The sequence below is a fragment of the Catellatospora bangladeshensis genome (assembly GCF_016862575.1).
In the GTDB taxonomy this organism is placed as follows: domain Bacteria; phylum Actinomycetota; class Actinomycetes; order Mycobacteriales; family Micromonosporaceae; genus Catellatospora; species Catellatospora bangladeshensis.
Window position 1 is genome coordinate 97,505 of record NZ_BONF01000010.1, and the last position, 20,138, is coordinate 117,642.

General features: G+C 73.2%; 16 protein-coding genes. 7 read left to right on the forward strand and 9 right to left on the reverse strand.

Translation table 11 applies throughout. The features are described from left to right. Positions 1 to 15 precede the first annotated feature (15 nt). Positions 16 to 759: an ABC transporter permease gene (locus tag Cba03nite_RS09740; protein WP_203744381.1), complete on the forward strand. Its 744-nt coding sequence runs from the start codon at positions 16 to 18 to the stop codon at positions 757 to 759. A 79-nt stretch (positions 760 to 838) separates the two neighbouring features. On the opposite strand, the gene Cba03nite_RS09745 is transcribed toward Cba03nite_RS09740, so the two are convergent. Together Cba03nite_RS09745 and Cba03nite_RS09750 are read right to left on the reverse strand one after the other, a co-directional pair. After that, positions 839 to 1,081, reverse strand: coding sequence for a DUF6458 family protein (locus Cba03nite_RS09745; protein ID WP_203744383.1), 243 nt, complete (start codon positions 1,079 to 1,081; stop codon positions 839 to 841). Positions 1,082 to 1,118: 37 nt separating this feature from the next. Continuing rightward, positions 1,119 to 2,060: a cation diffusion facilitator family transporter gene (locus Cba03nite_RS09750; RefSeq protein ID WP_239125604.1), complete on the reverse strand. Its 942-nt coding sequence runs from the start codon at positions 2,058 to 2,060 to the stop codon at positions 1,119 to 1,121. 33 nt (positions 2,061 to 2,093) lie between these two features. Between Cba03nite_RS09750 and Cba03nite_RS39625 the strand changes: the two genes are divergently transcribed. Continuing rightward, positions 2,094 to 2,447: a hypothetical protein gene (locus tag Cba03nite_RS39625; RefSeq protein ID WP_239125605.1), complete on the forward strand. Its 354-nt coding sequence runs from the start codon at positions 2,094 to 2,096 to the stop codon at positions 2,445 to 2,447. On the opposite strand, the gene Cba03nite_RS09755 is transcribed toward Cba03nite_RS39625, so the two are convergent. Together Cba03nite_RS09755 and Cba03nite_RS09760 are read right to left on the reverse strand one after the other, a co-directional pair. Further along, positions 2,431 to 3,270 carry an alpha/beta hydrolase gene (locus tag Cba03nite_RS09755; protein ID WP_203744387.1) on the reverse strand — a complete coding sequence of 280 codons (840 nt, stop codon included), beginning with the start codon at positions 3,268 to 3,270 and terminating at the stop codon, positions 2,431 to 2,433. The two genes, Cba03nite_RS39625 and Cba03nite_RS09755, sit on opposite strands and share 17 nt — an antisense overlap. A gap of 116 nt (positions 3,271 to 3,386) precedes the next feature. Beyond that, positions 3,387 to 4,544, reverse strand: coding sequence for an FAD-dependent monooxygenase (locus Cba03nite_RS09760; RefSeq protein ID WP_203744389.1), 1,158 nt, complete (start codon positions 4,542 to 4,544; stop codon positions 3,387 to 3,389). Between the two features lie 81 nt (positions 4,545 to 4,625). Between Cba03nite_RS09760 and Cba03nite_RS09765 the strand changes: the two genes are divergently transcribed. Beyond that, entirely contained in the window at positions 4,626 to 5,336 is a 711-nt protein-coding gene (locus Cba03nite_RS09765) for a TetR/AcrR family transcriptional regulator (RefSeq protein WP_239125606.1), read from the forward strand. Between the two features lie 139 nt (positions 5,337 to 5,475). Next, a complete protein-coding gene (locus Cba03nite_RS09770; protein ID WP_203744391.1) occupies positions 5,476 to 6,273 on the forward strand; it encodes a metallophosphoesterase family protein in 798 nt (265 codons plus the stop codon). Between the two features lie 99 nt (positions 6,274 to 6,372). Here the strand turns inward: Cba03nite_RS09770 and Cba03nite_RS09775 are convergent, their stop codons facing one another. Beyond that, a complete protein-coding gene (locus tag Cba03nite_RS09775; RefSeq protein ID WP_203744393.1) occupies positions 6,373 to 7,593 on the reverse strand; it encodes a hypothetical protein in 1,221 nt (406 codons plus the stop codon). 188 nt (positions 7,594 to 7,781) lie between these two features. Between Cba03nite_RS09775 and Cba03nite_RS09780 the strand changes: the two genes are divergently transcribed. After that, complete coding sequence (locus Cba03nite_RS09780; RefSeq protein ID WP_203744395.1) at positions 7,782 to 9,575, forward strand: glycoside hydrolase family 15 protein; 1,794 nt, start codon at positions 7,782 to 7,784, stop codon at positions 9,573 to 9,575. 1 nt (position 9,576) lies between these two features. Here Cba03nite_RS09780 and Cba03nite_RS09785 read toward each other — a convergent pair whose 3' ends face one another. Continuing rightward, positions 9,577 to 10,848, reverse strand: coding sequence for a vanadium-dependent haloperoxidase (locus tag Cba03nite_RS09785; RefSeq protein WP_203744397.1), 1,272 nt, complete (start codon positions 10,846 to 10,848; stop codon positions 9,577 to 9,579). A 119-nt stretch (positions 10,849 to 10,967) separates the two neighbouring features. Continuing rightward, the gene (locus Cba03nite_RS09790; protein WP_203744399.1) at positions 10,968 to 11,504 is read right to left on the reverse strand and encodes an LURP-one-related/scramblase family protein; all 537 of its coding nucleotides are present in this window, start codon (positions 11,502 to 11,504) and stop codon (positions 10,968 to 10,970) included. 125 nt (positions 11,505 to 11,629) lie between these two features. On the opposite strand from Cba03nite_RS09790, the gene Cba03nite_RS09795 reads away from it, so the two are divergent. After that, positions 11,630 to 13,522 (forward strand): vWA domain-containing protein, encoded by a 1,893-nt coding sequence (locus Cba03nite_RS09795; RefSeq protein ID WP_203744401.1) that lies wholly within the window; start codon positions 11,630 to 11,632, stop codon positions 13,520 to 13,522. After that, positions 13,519 to 14,862, forward strand: coding sequence for an extracellular solute-binding protein (locus Cba03nite_RS09800; protein WP_203744403.1), 1,344 nt, complete (start codon positions 13,519 to 13,521; stop codon positions 14,860 to 14,862). Before Cba03nite_RS09795 ends, Cba03nite_RS09800 begins: the two co-directional genes overlap by 4 nt. A gap of 61 nt (positions 14,863 to 14,923) precedes the next feature. Here Cba03nite_RS09800 and Cba03nite_RS40260 read toward each other — a convergent pair whose 3' ends face one another. Then, positions 14,924 to 17,728: a glycoside hydrolase family 9 protein gene (locus Cba03nite_RS40260; RefSeq protein ID WP_203744405.1), complete on the reverse strand. Its 2,805-nt coding sequence runs from the start codon at positions 17,726 to 17,728 to the stop codon at positions 14,924 to 14,926. Between the two features lie 180 nt (positions 17,729 to 17,908). Then, positions 17,909 to 19,792, reverse strand: a complete 1,884-nt coding sequence (locus Cba03nite_RS09810; RefSeq protein WP_239125633.1) for a cellulase family glycosylhydrolase — start codon at positions 19,790 to 19,792, stop codon at positions 17,909 to 17,911. Between the last annotated feature and the right edge of the window lie 346 nt (positions 19,793 to 20,138).

Genomic DNA, 20,138 nt, shown 5'->3' on the forward strand with positions numbered 1-20,138 from the left:
GACCAGGAGCTCGCCATGTCCGCCCTGTCCCGCCTGACCGGCACCGAGGCCCGCCTCTTCCTGCGCGAGCCGGTCGGCGCCTTCTTCGCCCTGGCCTTCCCCGCGGTGCTCGTCGTGGTGCTCGGCAACGCCATCCCGGCCTTCAGTGAACCGTCGGCCGACTTCGACGGCGAACGGCCGATCAACCTCTACTTGCCCGTGGTGCTGGCGCTGGCCATCGGCACGGTCACCATGACCAGCCTGCTCGGCGTGCTCGCGCAGTACCGCGAGCGCGGCGTGCTGCGCCGCCTGGCCACCACCCCGGTCAAGCCGTCCGCGCTGATCGGCGCGCAGCTCGGCGTGAACGTGGCCGCGCTGCTCGTCGGCTCGGCGCTGATGATGATCGCGGCGGCGGTCGCGTTCGGCAGCCGCGGCCCCGAGAGCTGGCCCGCGCTGCTGGTGGCGTTCGTGCTGGGCGCCGCCGCGATGACCGGCGTAGCGCTGCTGATCGCCGCCGTCGCCCCGAACGCCCGCGCCTCGGCCGGCATCGGCACGCTGGTGTACTTCCCGATGCTGTTCTTCGCCGGCGTCTGGACCCCCGGCCCGATGATGCCGGACGCGGCGCAGCGCATCGCCGACTTCACCCCGCTCGGCGCGGCCTCCCAGGCTATGCAGGCCGCCTGGTCCGGCGACTGGCCCCAGCCCCTGCACCTGGCCGTCACCGCCGGCTACGCCCTCGTCACCTGCGCCCTCGCCAGCCGCCTCTTCCGCTGGCAGTAACCCCGAAAGGAAGGGCACCTTCTTAACGCTATGCGTAGAAGAAGGTGCCCTTCTTAACGTCCCGGGGGTGGACGGCGGATCACATCGGCGGCGGCGGGACCGGGTCGCTCTCCTCGACGACCCGCCGGTCGACCGGCGTGTTGGTCACCACGGTGCGGCGGCGGCCGCTCCAGATGACGGTGGTCAGGATCAGCCCGGCGGCGCCGACGGCCATCAGGATCCAGCCGACCACGTCCAGGTCGAGACCGCTGATGCTCACGTCGAGCGCGAAGGTGAGGATCGCCCCGACGGCGATCAGGAACAAGCTCGCGCCGATACCCATGTCAGCCTCCTTCCGGCGAGTGCTCGCCTCGGGGCCGCTATACCCGCCCGTGCCCGCCGTGAACCTCCTCCGCCGCGGCCGGGCGATGGTGGTCCAGCACCGCGTGCGGATCCGGGTGCTGCCCCGCCGGGTCGGCGTGGACCAGCGCCGCCGTCAGCTTCGGCACCGCGTGCAGGAGCCGGTGCTCGGCGTCCACCGCGATCGCGTGGGCCCGCGCCAGATTCAGCCCGGCGTCCACCTCGACCGCGCACTCGGCGCGCAGCCGGTGCCCGATCCAGCGCAGCCGCACCTCGCCCACGCCCAGCACGCCCGGGGTGTCGCGCAGCGTCTGCTCCACCGTGTCGACCAGCTTCGGGTCGACCGCGTCCATCAGCCGCCGGTACACCTCCCGCGCGGCGTCCTTGAGCACCACCAGGATCGCCACCGTGATCAGCAGGCCCACCGCGGGGTCGGCCCACCACCAGCCCAGCGCCGCGCCCCCCGCGCCGAGCAGCACCGCCAGCGAGGTGAATCCGTCGGTACGCGCATGCAGGCCGTCCGCGACGAGCGCCGCCGAGCCGATGCGCCGCCCGACCACGATCCGGTAGCGCGCCACCAGCTCGTTGCCCGCGAACCCGACCAGTGCCGCCGCGGCGACGTACGGCAGGTGCCGCACCTCCTGCGGGTCCAGCAGGCGGCGCACCGCCTCGTACCCGGCGAACGCGGCGGAGGCGGCGATGGTGAGCACGATGAAGATGCCCGCGAGGTCCTCGGCCCGGCCGTAGCCGTACGTGTACGACCGGGTCGGGCTGCGCCTGCCCAGCACGAACGCGACGCCGAGCGGCACGGCGGTCAGCGCGTCGGCGACGTTGTGCAGCGTGTCGCCGAGCAGGGCGACGGAGTGCGAGAAGTACACGATGACGGCCTGTAGGACGGCGGTGACGCCGAGCACGACCAGGGAGATCCACAGCGCGCGCAGGCCCTCACGGGACGACTCCATCGCCGAGTCCACCTTGTCGGCGGCGTCGTGTGAGTGCGGGCTGACGAGGTGCCCGACCTGGTGCCGCAGCCGGGCGAGGAGACCGCCGTGAGCGTGCTCGCCCTCGTGCCCGTGGCCGTGCCCGTCGCCGCGCCCGTCGCCGTGGCTGTGGCTGTGGCCATCGTGCTCGTGACCGTCGTGGCCGTGTGGGTGGCCGTGATCGTGGTCAGCGGTCGGGGCGGAGCCGTGGGCATGACCGTGGGTTTCGTCGCCGTGCTGGTGGTCGTGACCCGCACCCATGCCGTGCCTCCCGCCCTCCGGCGCGGGGAGTCTCCCGCGCTCGGCTCATCTCATCTGCGTATACCACCGGCGGCGCGCCCCATGCCGCGACTCACCGGCCGGCCGTGATGCGGTCGGCGAGGCGTACCACGGCGTCCATGACCTGATCACCCTCGAACAGCACCGCGTCGTTATGATCGGCGCCCTCCACCACCGTGACCTCCACCGGCCCGGCGGCCGCGGCGGCCACCGCGCGGCTCTGGTCCGGCGGCACGACGGAGTCCGCGGTGCCGTAGACGACCGCCGTCGGCACGTCGATCTTCGCGATCTGCTCCGCCAGCGGGAAGCGGTCCCGCAGCATGGCCCGCACCGGCAGGAACGGGTAGTGCGCTGCGGCGGTCGCGGCCAGGTCCGTGAACGGCGAGCGCAGCAGCAGCCCCGCGGGCGGATGCTCGGCCGCCAGCCCGGTCACCACGGCCCCGCCCAGGCTCTCTCCGAAGTAGATCAGCCGGTCCGGCCGCACCCCAGCGTCGTCCACCAGATAGCGGTACGCCGCCCGCACGTCCTCGGCGAGCCCCTGCTCGGACGGGCTGCCCGGATTCCCGCCGTACCCGCGATAGTCGAACAGCAGCACGGTGAACCCGCGCTCGGCCAGCTCCGCCGCGACGGAGGCCCGCCCGGCCCGGTTGCCGCCGTTACCGTTCGCCACCAGCACGGTCACGCCGCGGTCCGGCCCCGTCGGCGGCACCAGCCACGCGCCGAGGGAGAGCCCATCGCTGGTACGCAGCGTGACGTCGCGGGCCCCGGGCAGCGCGGCGGCGGCCGGGCCGGGCGAGGACGCGTCGGGCAGGTAGATGAGCCGCCGTTGCAGCAGCCACAGCGCCGTCACCAGCAACGCGACGATCAGCAGAACGATCAGCGCGGGCCGGATCAGCGTGGATGCCTTCAGCACCGCACCATTGTCCCGCCCGAATGCCGCTTCCGGAACGGCAGCCGAGCGCTCCTGCCAGTGAGACGTTAAGAAGGTGCCCTTCCTCTACGTAAAGCGTTAAGAAGGTGCCCTTCCTTTCAGTAGGTGGGCAGGTGCAGGGCGGTGGTGCGGTCGTCCGCCTCGCGGAGCATCAGGTCGCGGAAGTAGGGCCGGTTGAGCAGGCTGTTGCGCAGGCGGGCGGCCCAGGCGCGGCGTGGGGCGAGGAAGCGGCCGGTGTTCTGTCCGCCTTGTCGACCGCGCTCGGCGTAGCCGCGCAGCAGTCGCTCGTACCGGCCGAACGCGACGGTGTGGTCGCCGTCGGCGGCCAGCTCACCTGCCAGCACGTACGCGCCGACGATCGCGTTGCCCGCGCCCATGCCGCCGATGGTGGCCCCGCACGCGGCGTCGCCGAGCAGCGCGATCCGGCCCTGTGACCAGGGGGTGACGTCGATCCGGCAGATCGCGTCGAAGTACAGGTCGGTGGCGTCGGGCAGCGCCGCGAGCAGGCGTGGAGTGTGCCAGCCCATGCCCGCGAGCGCCCTGGCGATCAGCTCGCGCTGCCGGGCCGTGTCACGGCGGTCGTAGTCCAGCTCGGGTGACGCGAAGGCCACGAAGGCGCCCGCCCGCGCCCGATCGCGGTGGTCGCCGCCGACGCTCGCCATCCGGCCGGGTTCGTTGTAGAGCAGGCTGGTCCGGCCCAGCCCGGGAAAGCCCGGCACCGCCCAGGTCGCCACGTAGTAGCCCTGGTGGCGCAGGTAGCGCTCGTGCGGGCCCCAGGCCAGCCGCCGCACCGCCGAGCGCACCCCGTCCGCGCCGACGACCAGGTCGAACACGGCCCGCTCACCGGAGGCGAAGCCGACCTCGACCCCGTCGGGGGTCTGCGCGAGCGCGGTCACCGAGTCGTCGAACCGGTACGCGGCCCACGGCGCGCTGTGCTCGTACAGGATCCTGCCCAGGTCGCCGCGCAGCACCTCCAGCTCGCCTCCGGCGAAGTCGGCGGGCAGCTCCATCAGCCGGCGGTCCTGCGCGTCGACGAAGCGCATCGGCGAGCCGCCGGTCTGCACCTCGCGCAGTTCGTCGAGCACTCCCATGCGCTCCAGCACGGTCAGGTGCGCGCCCCGGAAGTCGACCGCCCCGCCGCCGGTGCGCGGCCCGGACGCGACCTCCACCACGGTGGGCCGGAACCCGGCCCGGCCGAGCCAGTACGCCAGGGCCGGTCCGGCGATGCCGGCCCCCGAGATCAACACGCTGCGCATGACGCCTCCCCAGAATTGTGTCCGGCGGACACCGTTTCTAACTGTGTATGCTAGACACAGTTTTGTGAGGAGGGCAATCGGGTGACGTCGGACTTCCTGTGGGCGGTACGCGCCCAGCCCACGCGCGGCCCGAAACCCGCGCTCACCCTGGACCGGATCGCCGAGGCCGCCGTCGCTGTCGCCGACGCCGAGGGGCTCGCCGCCGTGTCCATGCAGCGCGTCGCCGCCGATCTCGGCTTCACCAAGATGTCGCTCTACCGCTACCTGCCCGGCAAGGCCGAGCTGGTGGCCCTCATGGTCGAGCACGCCGTCGGCGCCCCGCCCGAGCTGGACCCCGCCGACTGGCGCACCGCTCTGCGCGACTGGGCCCACCACCTGCTCGCCGCGTACGTGCGTCACCCCTGGGCACTGGAGGCGACCGTCGGCCCCCGCCCCCTCGGCCCGCACGAGCTGGGCTGGATGGAACACGCCCTCGCCGCACTGTCCGGCACCGGCCTGTCCGGCACCGAACGCCTCGACACCATCGCCGTGCTGTCCGGCCACGTCCGCATGATCGCCCAGCAGGCCGCCGCCGCCCGCCACCCCGACGCGCAGTTCAGCGCCGGCATCACCGCCGCCCTGACCGGCCACGCCGACCGCTTCCCCGCCCTGGCCGCGACCATGACCGCCGCCGCCACCGAATCCGGCCACGACCAGGCCTTCGAGTTCGGCCTCGCCCGCCTCCTCGACGGCCTCCACACCCTCATAAGAGGAAGAACACCCTCCAAACACAAAGGAAGGGCACCTTCTTAACGCTATGAGTAGAGGAAGGGCACCTTCTTAACCTGAGGCCGCCCGATCTCGCCCACGACCCGATACGCGGACCCCGGTCTGGGCGCACCGCGCAGGAAACCCCGGCGACACATCCGGGCCGTCCGGTTACCGTCGAGCGGTGCGAGTGACCGGAAGCGAGCTGCGCCCACTGGCCGAGCTGGCCTACCGGCAGGCCAGGCGGGGCGGCGGCAGCGAGTCCGTGCGGCTGCCACTGCAGCGGCTCGCCGTGGACCGGGTCCCCGCCGGCTGCGACGGTGTGCTCGTCACCGGCGATCTGCAGGGCGTGGCCCCGTCCCCGTACGGCGGCCCCGAGGTGCTGCTCGGCGTCGCCCTCGCCGACCACCTCACGGTCTGGGCCGAGCAGGGCCTCCTCCCGCCCCCGCACCGGCTGGCCGTGGTGCTCGCCGGCGACCTCTACTCCGCGCCGACCGCCGACGTACGCGGCGCCACCGGCGAGGTCAGCGAGGTGTGGCTGGCCTTCGCCGCGGCCGGCTGCACGCTGGTCACCGGCGTGCTCGGCAACCACGACGTGCTCCCCGAGGACGCCCTCGCGGGCCTCGACCCGGCCCCCGCCCCGCTCGACGGCGACACGATCATGTTCGGCGGCGTGCGGTTCGCGGGCGTCGGCCACATCATCGGCGACCCCGCCCGCCCCGGCCGCCGCGCCGAATCCGTCCAGCTCGGCACCCTCGACGCCGTGCTCAAGACCGGACCCGACCTGCTGATCCTCCACGAAGGACCGCCCGGTCGCGCGCCCGGCCAGCGAGGCAACCAGGCCATCGGCGACCGGATCGCCCGCGCCGCTCCCCGGCTGACCGTGTGCGGCCACATGCACTGGCCGCAGCCGCTGTCACCACTCGACACCGGGCACGTGCTGAACGTGGACTCCCGAGCCGTCCTGCTACAGGCTTCCTGATCCCGGCGCGGTGCACACCATCGCCACCGCTCGCGACTTCCAGGTTGCCCTCGCAACCCAGAAGTTGCCGTCGCGTGCCGGACATGTGCTCCCGGCCGGTCAGCGGACCGGGTCCGTGGTCCAGCCGGCCTGGTCGGCGGGCTCGGCCAGCGCGTGCAGGTCCGGCTGCGCGAGCACCTGGACGTGCCGGTAGAAGCCCTCCAGGCCGCCCGCACCGAGCAGGGCCGCGATCTCGCCGTCACTCGCGCCGAGCGACACGTACGGCCCCGGGTCGCCGTAGACCGCGAGCGCCTTGCCGCCGCCGGGAAGGTCCTGGCGGATGGCACGGTGACCGTCGACGGTGGCGTTGCTGTGGTCGCCCGTCCAGCCGTACCCGGGGATGATCCCGGTGACCCCCACCGAGAGCACGCCCTGCGCGAGCCCTTTCGGGTCCGGGCAATAGTCCCCGGCGGCGAAGACGAGCGACCCGGTCCAGCCCACCTTGGACTGTTCGGTGACCCATGCCGCGGCCAGGCGCAGGCCCTCGGCGGGCGGTGGCACGGCCAGCGGGAAGCGCAGCGATGCGGTGCCGAAACGCAGGTCGCCGGCGATCCTGGCGAGCGCGGCGAGCTCCGCGGCGGTGTCCTCGCGGGTCGGGGTCAGTTCCTGACCGACGATCTCAGCCCAGGCGCCGGGCGCATACTCCCAGCGCAGCGCACCGTCGGTCCAGGTCGCCGGACGGCCGCGCACCGCGGGCGCCACCGCCGGGGCGGCCGCGGCCGGTTCCACCGAGCGCGGCATCGCGCCCGCGGCCAGCGAGCAGTCGCGGTGCGGCGGCACCCCTTGCGGGAAGAACGTCACCAGGACCCTCGCGCCGATGCTGCTCTTGGGCAGCCCAGCCTCCATGGCGTACGCGCCGTGCGGCCCGGCCTGAACGATCGTGGTCCGCGGCACCATGCCGCCCGGCAGCCACCCGAACCGGGCGAAGCGCACCACCGGGTCGAACGACGCGGGCGCCGCCGTGGGCGGCGTGGTGGTGAACGGAGTCGCCGGCACGGGCGGTTCGACCGCAGCGGCTGACCAGCGCGTCTCCGGTGCGGCGGCTCCGGTGGCCGGGGTGCCGGCCACCGTGCCGGCCCGCACGGCACCGAAGGCCACCGCGGCGACGAGCACCCCGGCCGCCGCGATCCGCCGGCCGGACAGCCCTCGTCGCGAGCCGCTGCGACCCGCCTGGGCGACCTGCGCCGCCGTGGTTCCGTCGGCCGGCGCGGGCGCCCCATCCGGGATCAGCGGCGCGGCGGGCACACCGGCGGAGGAGGGGGGTTCGGGCAGCCGGGTCATGTCGGGCTCCGGAGATCGAGGAGTGAGCGCGCCGGGCGAGCCGACGCCGTCTTGAGCGATCGCTCAAACGACACGATAGCCACAGTTGAGCGTTCGCTCAAGAGGCTCATGACCTGCGGCTCCAGGACGTCTGCCCAGTTCCGGATCGGATCCGTTTCATCCCACGCCAGACGGGTAACGTCGCTCACATGCCGCTGCGCATCGAGGACTACGCGGTCATCGGCGACACCCAGACGGCCGCACTGGTCGGCCGGGACGGGTCGATCGACTGGCTCTGCCTGCCCCGCTTCGACTCCGGAGCCATCTTCGCCGCCCTGCTCGGCACCCCCGAGCACGGCCGCTGGCAGATCGCGCCCGCGACGCAGGTGCGCGCCGTACGGCGGCGCTACCGGGGCGACACGCTGGTGCTGGAGACCGAGTTCGACACCGACGAGGGCACCGTCCGGCTGGTCGACTTCATGCCGCCCCGCGGCGAGGCCGCCGACGTGGTGCGCATCGTCGAGGGCGTCAGCGGCCGCGTGCCCATGCGGATGGACCTGCGCCTGCGCTTCGACTACGGCCACGTGGTGCCCTGGGTGCGCCGCGTCGACGCCGACCTGGTCGCCATCGCCGGGCCGGACGCGGTGTGGCTGCGTACCCCCGTCGCCCTGCACGGGGAGAACCTGGCCACCGTCGCCGACTTCAGCGTCGGCGCCGGCTTCCACGTGCCGTTCGTGCTGACCTGGCGCGAGTCGCACCTGCCCACTCCGCACCCGGTCGACCCGATCGTGGCCCTGGAGGGCACCGTCTCGTACTGGCAGGAGTGGATCGCCGCCTGCACCTACGACGGCCCGTGGCGCGACGCGGTGGTGCGCTCGCTGCTCACCCTCAAGGCGCTGACCTACGGCCCGACCGGCGGCATCGTCGCCGCGGCGACCACCTCGCTGCCGGAGGAGCTGGGCGGCGTACGCAACTGGGACTACCGCTACTGCTGGCTGCGCGACGCCACGATCACCCTGCAGTCGCTCATGTACTGCGGCTTCGTCGAGGAGGCCCGGTCCTGGCGGGCCTGGCTGCTGCGCGCGATCGCGGGCGACCCCTCCAAGCTCCAGATCATGTACGGCGTCGCGGGCGAGCGCCTGCTCACCGAGCGCATCGCGGAGTGGCTGCCCGGCTACTGCGGCAGCCCGGTGCGCATCGGCAACGCCGCTTCGGAGCAGTTCCAGCTCGACGTGTACGGCGAGGTCATGGACGCGCTGCACCAGGCGCGCAAGGCCGGCATCGAGCACGAGCAGCCGTCCTGGGATCTGCAGCTGGCGCTGATGAGCTTCCTGTCGGACAACTGGACCCGCCCGGATGACGGCATCTGGGAGGTACGCGGCGGCTCGCAGCAGTTCACCCACTCGAAGCTGATGGCGTGGGTGGCGGCCGACCGCTCGGTGAAGGCTGTCGAGCAGTTCGGCCGGACCGGACCGGTGGCCCGGTGGCGCGAGCTGCGCGACGAGATCGCGCGGGACATCCTCACCCACGGCTTCGACGCGCGCCGCAACACGTTCACGCAGTTCTACGGCTCGACCGAGCTGGACGCGTCGCTGCTGATGATGCCGCTGGTCGGTTTCCTGCCCGCGACCGACCCACGGGTGCGCGGCACGGTCGCCGCGATCGAGCGCGAGCTGCTGCAGGACGGTTTCGTGCAGCGCTACACGCAGCGCCCGGAGAACCTGGTGGACGGGCTCCCGCCGGGCGAGGGCGCGTTCCTGGCCTGCACCTTCTGGCTGGCGCAGAACTACGCGCTGATGGGCCGGGTCGGCGAGGCGCGCGAGCTGTTCGAGCGGATGCTGGACCTGCGCAACGACGTGGGCCTGCTGGCCGAGGAGTACGACCCGGACGCCCGGCGGCTGGTCGGCAACTTCCCGCAGGCGTTCAGCCACGTGCCGCTGATCGACACCGCCCGCCACCTGACCGACGCCGCGGGGCCGGCGGAGAACCGGCCCCGCGAGTGAGTCAGCTCCCGACCGGCCGGAAGTAGTTCTTGCCGCCGAGGAAGGCGGCCTTCTTGCCGATCACCGCGCCGTGGCTGTCGGCGGTGCGGAAGTGGATGCCGGCCCACACCCGCGCGTCGATGATCTCCTTACGCGCCTCGGAGAACCGGGTGAAGCTGCGCGTCGTCCCGGTCACGGCGTTGAACCCGGAGAACGCGACCTGGTCGGTGCCGAAGAAGTCGGTGAGCGCCCAGGTCCAGGCGGAGATGTTGCACGAGTGCCCGGACGAGTGCTCGTACCACGGCGGCGTGTCCAGCAGCGGGGTCCACGCCGGGTCCGGGTCGGTGGCCGGGTTGCCGTCGGTGTCCGCCTCGCGGATCGCGGTCACCGGCCGCCAGGACTTCCAGTGCGCCTTGTCGTTGTGGCAGGCGATCACCGCGTCGGCGGTGGCCATGCCGACCCGCGCGAACAGCCGGGCGCTGTCGGCGGCCGACAGGCCGTGCCCGGTGGCCAGGCCGCGCAGCATCGCCTCCTGGGGCACCGCGGCCCACCACCGGGCCGCGTCGGTCTGGTCGGCGGTACGCGTCGCGCTGGTGCGTGAGCCGACCGCCTTGACCTCGTTGAAGTCCTCCGTGTACGCCTCGCTGGTGAGCGCGTTCGGCCCGTCGGAGCGCAGCGCGGCCGCGTCCGGGATGGTGAACGGTTTGACGTTGCCGGCCCACGGCGCCGGGTCCACGGCGAACGCGGGCGGCGTCGGCCGCCACCGGCCGGGCTCGGTGCCGATGACGACCTCGGTGGGCACGCCCCGGCCGTCGCCCTGCCGCGCCGTGATCATCGCGGTGGCGGCCTGCTCGCCGTCGGTGATGCCGCCCAGCTTGGCCGGGCCCTCGGGCACCGCGGCGAGCGCGGCGTCGTACTTCGCCTGCAGCGCCGCGGCCTGCCCCGGGAACAGGTGGGCGAGCATCCGGAACGCGGCCGTGGCCGCCGCCGCGTCGACCGAGTCCCCGGGCTGCGACTCGACCTGCACCAGGTACGGCGTGTGGGTACGGGTGATGCCGTTGACCGCGTCGTACACGGCCCCGTGCACCATGGCCCGGTTGATCAGGGCGACGTGCGGCACGAACGGGCCCGCGTTGCGGATCGCCTCCTCGGTGTGCTGGTTCCACACGACGACGGCGTTGGGCGCGGCCGTGCCGGACGCGCGGGCCGGTTCGGACGGACCGGCCGGGAGCAGGGCCGCGGTTGCCGCGGCGGCGGTGGCGAGGACTGCACTGACACGGGGACGGAGCCGCATGTTCTCTCCTGGGTACGCGCGGGCCGGCCCGGGGTGGGCCGGCCGAGACGTGTCCATTGTGCAGGCATTTGATCCGAAAACGAACTACCCGATAGGCGGGTTCGGCGGAAAAGCGCAGGTCAGCCGCCGCTTGAGGCCTGCCGGAGGGCCCGCACCGCGCTGCGCAGGCACTGCGCCAGGCAGATCGCCTCCAGCGCCGTCATCACCGGCCGGTCCAGCGTGAACTCGTACGAGTCCGGGTTGAAGGAGAACACCCCGGTCGTCGGCGTGATCCGGGCGAACGCCCGGCCGCCCGCGGCCAGCTCGAACCGCCGGTCCGACCACATGCTCGTCTTCAGCACCTCGACGGTGTGCCCGTTCGCCAGCGTGGCGACCGCCCCGTGCACGGGCCGCCACAGCCCCAGCCGCAGCTCGACCACCCGGCCGCCGGAAGGGCCGGTCACCCCGTAGGTGCGCGCCATCATGCCGTGCGTGCGACCCTCCGCCACCACCGTGTCGCGCGGGTCCAGGATCTCGAAGCGCTGCCGCATCGTCCAGAAGTGGTACCGCACCTTCGCCACGACGTGCCCGTTCGCGAGCATGACCGGCGACGTCCCGGTCTGCAGGATCTTGTCCGGCAGGTACAGGGTGCCCGTGAACGGGTCGAGGAGGCCCATACCGTGCACCGTAGGCGGTCCGGGCAAGCTGTCCGGGGTCCGGGCACATCGGCCGTCGCCCATATCGGTTACCGTCGTCACACAGATGTCACCCCTGTCGCCATTGGATGATCGGAGCCTGCCCGGTGTCCTCTCCAGCTGACCCGGGCGGCGGGCCCGCGCGGCGGGACGGCCCGGACCGGGAGATGGTGTCGTTCGTCGCGGTCAGCCTGCTCAGCCTGGTCACCGTGCTGGCACAGGGGGTGCCGGACACGTTCCTGCAGTGGTTCGGCGCGGTGGTGGGCGCGCTGGCCGGCGGGGTCGCCGCGCAGTCCGCCGTGGTGGCGCGGCTGCTCGACCGGGGTTTCGACGTGATCCGGGTGATGCGCACGGTGCGCTGGGAGCGGTTCCGCTGGGTGCTCACCATGCTCGCGCGCACCGTGCTGGGCCTGCTCGTCGCGCTGGCCCTGGTGCTGGTGCTGCCGCGGGCCGTGGACTGGGTGCGGCTGCGCCTCGACGGCTGCCCCCCGCCGGTGGCCCTGCGGCTGGTGACCACCCCGGAGCAGCTGCCGACCGCGCGGGACCTGGCCGACGCGTTCGCCGCGAGCACCGCCGACGGCAACAAGGGCTGCCGCGCCGCGGCCGTCTTCGTGTACGCCGCCGACCCGGTGCTGACCGCCGAGGCCGTCCGGCTCGGCTGGGCCGCCGAGCACCTGCTCGCCCTGGGCCCGCGGCCCGAGCTGTGGCTGCCCGGCTCGACCTACTTCACGGCGGGCCTGGCCGGCCTGCCGGTGGCCGTGGAGATGCGCCCGGTCGCGGCGACGCCCGTGGTGCTGGCGCTGCCCGAGGGCGCGGAGGTGGGCGCCGGTCCGCGTACCCGCACCTGGAGCCAGCTGCTCCAGTCGAGCCGCCGCTACGACTGGTCCGTGGCCCGCCCCGATCCGGCGGTCTCGTTCACCGGCGAGCTGGCGACCCACGCGCTGTACGCCGGACTCGACGGCCTCACCCCGGCGGAGCTGGAACGCCAGCTCGCGGGCGGGCTGGACCGCGGCGGCTACCCGCTCGGCGACGAGTTGAGCCTGCTGTGCCGGCACGCGTCGTCGGCCGGCGGCGCCGTGACCAGCCTGATCGTCACCGAGCAGCAGCTGCTGCGCTACCAGCGGGACCGGGAGCTGGGCGACGCCTGCCCGCCCGGCGGCCGCCGCCCGGCGCTGCGCGCGGTGTACCCGTCCGACACCCTCGGCCTCGACTTCCCCGCCGTGCGCATCGGCTGGGCCGACGCCTCGCCCGAGCAGGACACCCAGGCGCGCGCCTTCCTGTCCTGGCTGGACACCCCGGGCGGGCGGGCCGCGCTGGCGGCGGGCGGGCTGCGCACCCCGCACCCCGGCGGCGACCTGCCCGCGGTCGAGTTCGAGAGCACGCCGCCGTCGGCCTCCAGCCTCGCCACGACCATGGACTCCTACGACCGGGCCCGGCGGCCCGGCCGGGTGCTGCTGGCGCTGGACACCTCCGGCTCCATGGCCGCGCCGGTCGCCGACGGCGGCCGCAGCCGCTACGACGTGGCCGCCGCGGGCATCGCGAACACGCTGCGGCTGCGCGGCCCGGCCGACGAGTTCGGGCTGTGGGCCTTCCCGCACGTGGGCGGCGCGCGCCAGGTGTTCCCCATCGAGAACCGGCAGCTCGCCGAGGCTCAGGTCGAGGACGCGCTGCGGCGCATCCGGCCGCAGGGCCCCACCCCGCTCTACCGCACCATCGCCGACGCCGTGCCCGCCGTGCGGACCGACACCGACGCCGTGCAGGCCCTGGTCGTGCTGACCGACGGCGAGGACACCGGCTCGGGGCTGAGCCGCCGCCAGCTCGTGGACCGGGTACGCGGCCAGGGCGTGCGCGTGTTCGTCGTCGCGGTCGGCGAGGCGAGCTGCGGCGGCGCGCTCGCCGAGGTGGCCGGGGCGACCGGCGGGACCTGCCGCCAGGCCAGCTTCGCCGACCTGGAGGCCACGGTGTCCGACATCTTCTCTCTGCTGTGGAAAGGGGCGTGACCGTGTCGAGTGAGCTGCTGGACGGCATGTTCGACGCCGCCCGCCGGCGCCGGGGCACGCTCACGGGCCTGGGCGGCGTGGCCGCCGGGCTCGTCGTCGGCTACCTCGCCGCCGTCCTGCTGGCGGCGCCCGCACCGGACCCGGCCGCCCTGGAGCCGGGCGAGCTGGTGGTGCTGAGCGGGGCCGACGAGAGCACCGGTGCGCAGCGCCGCGCGCTGATCGAGCAGTGGAACGCCGATCCGCGCCTGCCCGACGCGCGGCTCGTCGAGGTCAGCGGCGGCGCGGACGCGCACCGGGCGGAGATGGTCCGGCGCGCCCAGGCCGGGGACAGGACCGTCGACATCTACAACCTGGACGTCACCTGGACCGCCGAGTTCGCCGACGCGGGCTGGATCCGCCCGCTGGACGAGACCGTCACCGACACCTCGGGCTTCCTGGAGAAGCCGCTGGCGACCTGCCGCTACCACGACAGGCTTTGGGCGCTGCCGTTCAACACCGACGCGGGCCTGCTCTTCTACCACGCAGACCTGACCGGCGACGAGCCGCCGACGAACCTGGCGGGCATCCGTACCGTCACCAACGAGGTGTTCGCCCGCCCCGGCGGTCCGCCCGCCGGGCTGGAGGCGGGCTACACCGGGCAGCTGCGCGACTACGAGGGCCTCACCGTGAACGCGCTGGAGGCGATCTGGGCGGCCGGTGGCGAGGTGGTCGACGCCGACGGCGAGGTGGTCGTCGACTCCCCCGCGACCCGGGCCGCGCTGACGCAGCTCGCGCTCGGCATGACCGAGGGCAACCCGCGTACGGTGCTGCCCGCCTCGCTGGGCTTCGACGAGCGGGCGGGCACGCTGGCCTTCCAGGAGCGCCGGGTGCTGTTCATGCGCAACTGGCCGGTGGCCTACGGCCAGCTCGTCGCGGCCGAGGCCGGGGCCGCGCCGCTGCGCATCGGCACCCAGCCGATCACCGACTCGGTGCTGGGCGGGCAGAACCTGGCCATCGCGTCGGGCAGCGACCAGCCCGAGGCGGCGCGGCGGCTGATCGAGTTCCTGACCGGCGAGCGCAGCCAGCAGCTGCTGTTCGAGCGGGGCGGCTTCGCGGCCACCCGCGAGCTGATCTACCGCGACGCGGCGGTGCGCAAGGCGTTCCCCTACGCCGACGACCTGCTCACGGCGGTGCGGGCGGCCCGGCTGCGGCCGGTGACCCCGCGCTACGCGCAGTTCAGCGAGGTGTTCCGGCGCGGGGTGGGGTACGCGCTGCGCCACGGCGGGCAGCTGCCGGACGGGTTCGCCGACGCGCTGCGCGCGGCCCTGTCCGGAACGCCGGGCGGCCCGAGACTCCCCTGACGGAGGGAGTCCCGGGCCGGGGCCGCGGCTCCCCTGGCGGGAGGAACCGCGGCCGGGCCGGTCACGCCGGCGGGGTGCCCCAGGAGAGCACGCCGCCGACGTAGCCGGGGATCGCGGGCGCGTCCGCGAACGCGGTGTTCGTGCCGCGGCTGTAGTCGTTCAGCTCGTTGAACGCGCTCCAGTCGGACTTGTGCAGGCGCAGCTGGATCTCGCCGGTCGAGGCCCCGGCGGCGAGCGTGCCGCCGGTGAAGGTGACCTCGACGTAGGTGTCCGCGCCGGTCACCGGGCTGGACAGGTTCACCACGGTGGTGCGCACGTTCGCGCAGCCGAGCTGGGCCCAGTCGCAGTAGACGCTGACCCCGCTCGCGCCGTCCCGGTTCAGGTAGTACCGGGCGGTGACCGTGGTCAGGCCGACGGACGAGGTCGAGCTGTTGACCACCTGGAGCCCGAACCGGATCGAGTTGTCCGCCGGGGCGCTGTCGTTGTTCTTGTAACGCACGGTCAGCGCACCGCCGGTGGGCGCGGGCAGCGTGGTCGCGGTGATCGGCCCCGCCGCCGCCGACTGGTCCCCGGCGGTGTTGCGGGCGCGCACCGTGTACGAGTACGCGGTGTTCGGGCTCAGCCCCGTGTCGGTGTACGACGTCCCCGTCACCACGGCCACCTGCACGCCGCCGCGGGAGACCGCGTAGCTCGCGGCTCCGGTCACCGGATCCCAGCTGATGGTGACCGAGCTGCTGGTCGTCGCCGTGGTGCGCAGGTTCTGCGGCGGCGACGGGGGCACTACGTCCCCCGGCTGGGTCGTGCCGGTGACCGCCGCCGAGGCGGCCGAGACGTTCCCGGCGGCGTCGCGAGCACGCACCGTGTACTGGTACGCCGTGGCCGGGGTCAGCCCGCTGTCGGTGTAGGACGTGGTCGCGGCCGTGCCGAGCAGGGTCGTGCCGCGGTACACGTCGTACCCGGTCACGCCGACGTTGTCGGTGGACGCGTCCCACGCCAACGCCACGCTGTTCTGCGTGGTCCCGGTGACCCGCGGGTTGGCGGGCACGGTCGGCGCGGCGGTGTCCACCGGCTGGCCGCCGACCAGGTAGTCGGTGGTCGCGTCGAGGTAGGTGGCGACCCAGACCAGCGGCGCGTTCCAGTTGATCGTGTTCTCCTTGGAGCCCCACGCGTCGGGCGCGGTGTTCTTCGGCGCGTACGACTTCGCCGCCGGGCGGCCCGTGGGCGTGGCCGGATCGTTGATCAGCTCGTTGTTCGGCCCGCCGGCCAGCCACCCCTTCGGGTACGCCAGCCCCGGGTACCTACCCCACGCCCAGCGGTCGTGCAGGTCGGTCTCGTAGAACTCGCCGTAGCCGGTGACGTAGGACAGCCGCATGGCGTTGTTGCCCATCAGGTAGTCCATCGACCGGTTCAGCGCCTTGAGGTAACCGAGGTTGCTCGACAGGTCGAACGCGACGCCGAGCACCAGCATCCGGTTGGCGATGAACGAGTTCGAGCCCCACGGGTACGCCGACGCGCCGCTGATCAGCGACGGGTAGCCCTCGCCGTTGAGCGTGGTGACGATCTGGTCCGCGAACGCGCGCACGTTCGCCCGCATCGTGGTCAGATCCGCGGCGGGCAGGTCGTTGCTCACGCTGACCAGCGACAGCGTGCCGGTCGCGGCCACCTCGGCCCAGTCGAACTGCCCCATCTCCCGGTAGTGCGGCGAGCCGGTCACCGCGCTCCGGTAACCGCCGACCGCGCTGTCGGACCGCTTGAGCGCGGTCAGGTACAGCTCGGCGGCCGCGGCGTACCGGTCGTCGCTGTTCTTGGTGTCGCCGTAGTCGCCGCCGCCCTCGGCGTCGGAGGCCGTGGCGTAGTCCACGTTCGGCTGCGCCTCGGCCCTGGTCCAGGCGTCCTTCGCGCTCGACCACAGCGTGCTCGCCCGCGCCGCGTCGTACGGCGCCAGCACCCGCGCGAGCTGCGCGTTGGTCCGCGCGACGGCGTACGTCGCGTTGGTCGACGGGCCCATCGCCGACCGCGCCAGCCCGTTCTCCTGGTCGACCGAGGTCACCGGGAACGCGCTCCACGCGTGGTTGTGCACCTTGTGCGAGGCCAGGCCGCTCGACGGCAGCAGGCCCGACATCCAGCGCGAGCCGAACTCGACCTCGTCCAGGATGTCCGGCCGCCCGTTGGCCAGCTCCGGGATCGCCAGCGACCCGTCCGGGTACGCCGTCGGCCGCCGCTCCAGCAGGTTGAGCAGCGTCCACGCCGACACCGCGTGGTTGACCGCGTAGATGCCGAAGTCGCCCGCGTCGGCCCAGGAGTAGCGCACGTTGAGCCGCTGGCTGCCGCACCAGCTGTTGTAGCAGGGCGCCGACTCGTCGCCGGGGTGCAGCGCGGCGTGCGCGTGCCCGGCGTTCTGCAGGTACTGGCCCTCGACGGCGCTGCCCATGCGGTGGAAGTAGAAGTACTGCATGGCCTCCTTGCCGAGGGCCGGGTAGAGCGAGCTGGCCGAGATCGAGAACGGCACGCTGGTGCCCGCGCCGTCGACCCACAGCACGTAGCTGCCGGGCGTGGTCAGCGCGCTGAAGTCGGCCTTGTGCACGGTGTCGCCGGAGGCACGGTCACTGCCGTACACGGTGGTGGTGCCGGAGGCGACGACGGCACCGCCGGAGGCCTGGCGCACCTGCCAGGCGCGGGCGCTACCGCCGGTCACCACCGTAGCGATCTTGTCGGCGCCGGTGAGGTAGCCGATCTGGTTCACGCGGACCGGGCTGGTGTCCACGTCGGCGGACGCGGGCGCGGTCGGCAGCAGCGGGAAGAGCAGGGCGGCGACGGCGGCCGCGGCGATCGCCGCGCGCACGTGCCGGGACGGGAGGCGTCTCATCGGTGGCTCCTGTGATCGGGGGAGGAGTCTGCGGTGGACAGCGAGACAGACCGGCCGGCGGCGGGAAGGGAGCCTGCCGCCGGCCGGGGTTTCCGGGTGCTCGACGTGATCTCCCCGGCGGAGGCCCGCCGGGGAGATCCGAGCAGGTGCGGGTCCCGGCACGCCGGGCCCCGCGAGCCGTCACGGGACGGCGAGGGCGCAGCTGGTCACGGTGATCGTGCCGGTGCCGTTCGCGACGAACCCGAACGAGGCCTTGCCCGAGGGCGCCAGCGCGCCGTTGTGCGGCGCGTTGGTGACGGTGCTGCCGCTGCGGACGCCGTTCCACAGGTTGCTGATCGTCAGCGTCGACGGGATGTTCAGCACCACGGCCCAGCCGACCGAGCTGCTGGTGCTGGTGTTGGTCACGGTGACCTCACCCTGCATGCCGCCCTGCCAGCTGCCGGTCACCAGCAGGGTCGCGGTGCAGCCGCCCCCGCCGCCCCCGCCGCCGGAGGTGGTGCCGGTGACCGCCGACGACGCCGCGGAGACGTTGCCCGCCGCGTCGCGCGCCCGCACCGTGTACTGGTACGCCGTGGAGGCGGCCAGGCCGGTGTCGGTGTAGGTCAGGCCGGAGACGGTGGCCACCTTGGTGCCCGCGCGGTAGACCTCGTACGCGGTGACGCCGACGTTGTCGGTGGCCGCGTTCCAGGCCAGCGAGACCGAGCTGCTGGTCACGCCGGTGGTACGCAGGCTCGACGGCGCGGACGGGGCGATGGTGTCGCCGGTGCCGCCCCCGCCGCCGTACACGTCGGCGAGGTTGTAGCCGGTGCTGCTGCTGGCGCCGCCCAGCCGGACCTGGTGGTCGAGGCTGACGAACTTGTTCTGGTGCTGCCACAGCGCCGGCTTGAGCAGGTTGAGCTTGGCGGTGTCCCAGGTGGCCCAGTCGTCGAGCAGCAGGCCGCCGGTGTCACCCGAGTTCGGGTTGAGCACCCAGAACGTGTGGTGCAGCTTGTTCTCCGCGATCAGGTCGCGCAGCGCGGTCATCCACTTGTCCTGGCGGGCGTCCTGGCCGAGCCGGCCGCCCCACTCGCCGATCAGCAGCGGCGAGATGTTGTCCTCGTGGAGGTAGAACCAGTTCGGCCGCCACACGTCGTTGGTCAGCGACGCCTTGTCGAACGTGCCCTGGAACCACGGCTGCTCGTACACCAGCGGGCCGTAGTCGTGCGGCGAGTACATCAGCTGGTCCTGGTTGGCGCCCAGGTTGACCGGGTAGTCGCGCGCGCCGCGCAGGTTGCCGCCCCACCAGTTGTAGAAGTAGTTGGGCGTCAGGTCCGGGTCGGTGTTCGGGGAGTTCCAGGTCTCACCCGGCCGCGGGTAGACCTCGATGCCCTCGCACAGGATCAGCACGTTGGGGTTGATCGCCAGGATCCGGTTGCCCGCCGTCTGGCAGGCGTACTTGAAGTTGTCCTGGTCCGTGCTGTTGTCCCACTTGGCCCGCGGCGGCGAGTTGGGCGTGCCGTGCGGCTCGTTCTTGATGTCCATCGCGACGATGGTGTCGTTGTTCTTGTACCGAGCGGTGACCCACTCCCACGCCTGGTAGAACTGCTCGGTCGTGATCGTGCCCTTCCACCACACCGGGTAGATGTGGCCGGAGTTGTCGGCCTCGGCGCTGTGCACGTCCAGCATGACCTTCAGGCCGAACTGCTCGCACAGCTGCAGCCAGTAGTCGAAGATCTGCAGGTTGTTCTTGCCGGCCAGCTCCGGGTTGGCGTACGTGTTCACGTTCGGCGCGGCGACCGTCTGGCCGTTCTTCCACTCCAGCAGCAGCTGGGTCGAGATCGGCACCCGGACGATGTTCATGCCGCGGTCGGCCATGCCCTTGGTGATGGTGGTGATGTTGCCCGACCACAGGCCGTGGAAGACCCGCTCGGAGGCGTTGAAGCCGAACCAGTTGACACCGGTCATCCACACCTGGTTGCCGGCCTCGTCGAGCACCTTGTTGCCCTGGACGTGCAGCCAGTCCTTCTCCGGCACGGCCGCGGCGGCGGTGGTCGGGGCGAGCACGGCCGCGCCGGCCGCCAGCATGGTCGCCAGCGTGGCCAGTGCGAGGGGTACGCGCAGCCGGGAGCGGCGCCCCGGCCTTTCTCTGAGTGCCATGGAGGAACCTTCCGGGAACGGTGACGCCGGTGGCGATCGGAGCCACCGGCAGGACGGGAGCGCTCCCATCCACGGCCCGGATCGGGCCGCGCTCCCCCGGCCGGGCACCGGGGGCCGCGCGGCCGCGAACAACCCGAGGAGGCGGGGCTGATCGGGATCCCGACACCCTTCGCGCGAGGTCCGATGTGGTACGGACATCGACGACAGTGAACGGGAGCGCTCCCATTTGTGTTGGAGCGTAAAGGTCCCTTAACCCGCGCGCAACAGTCTCCGT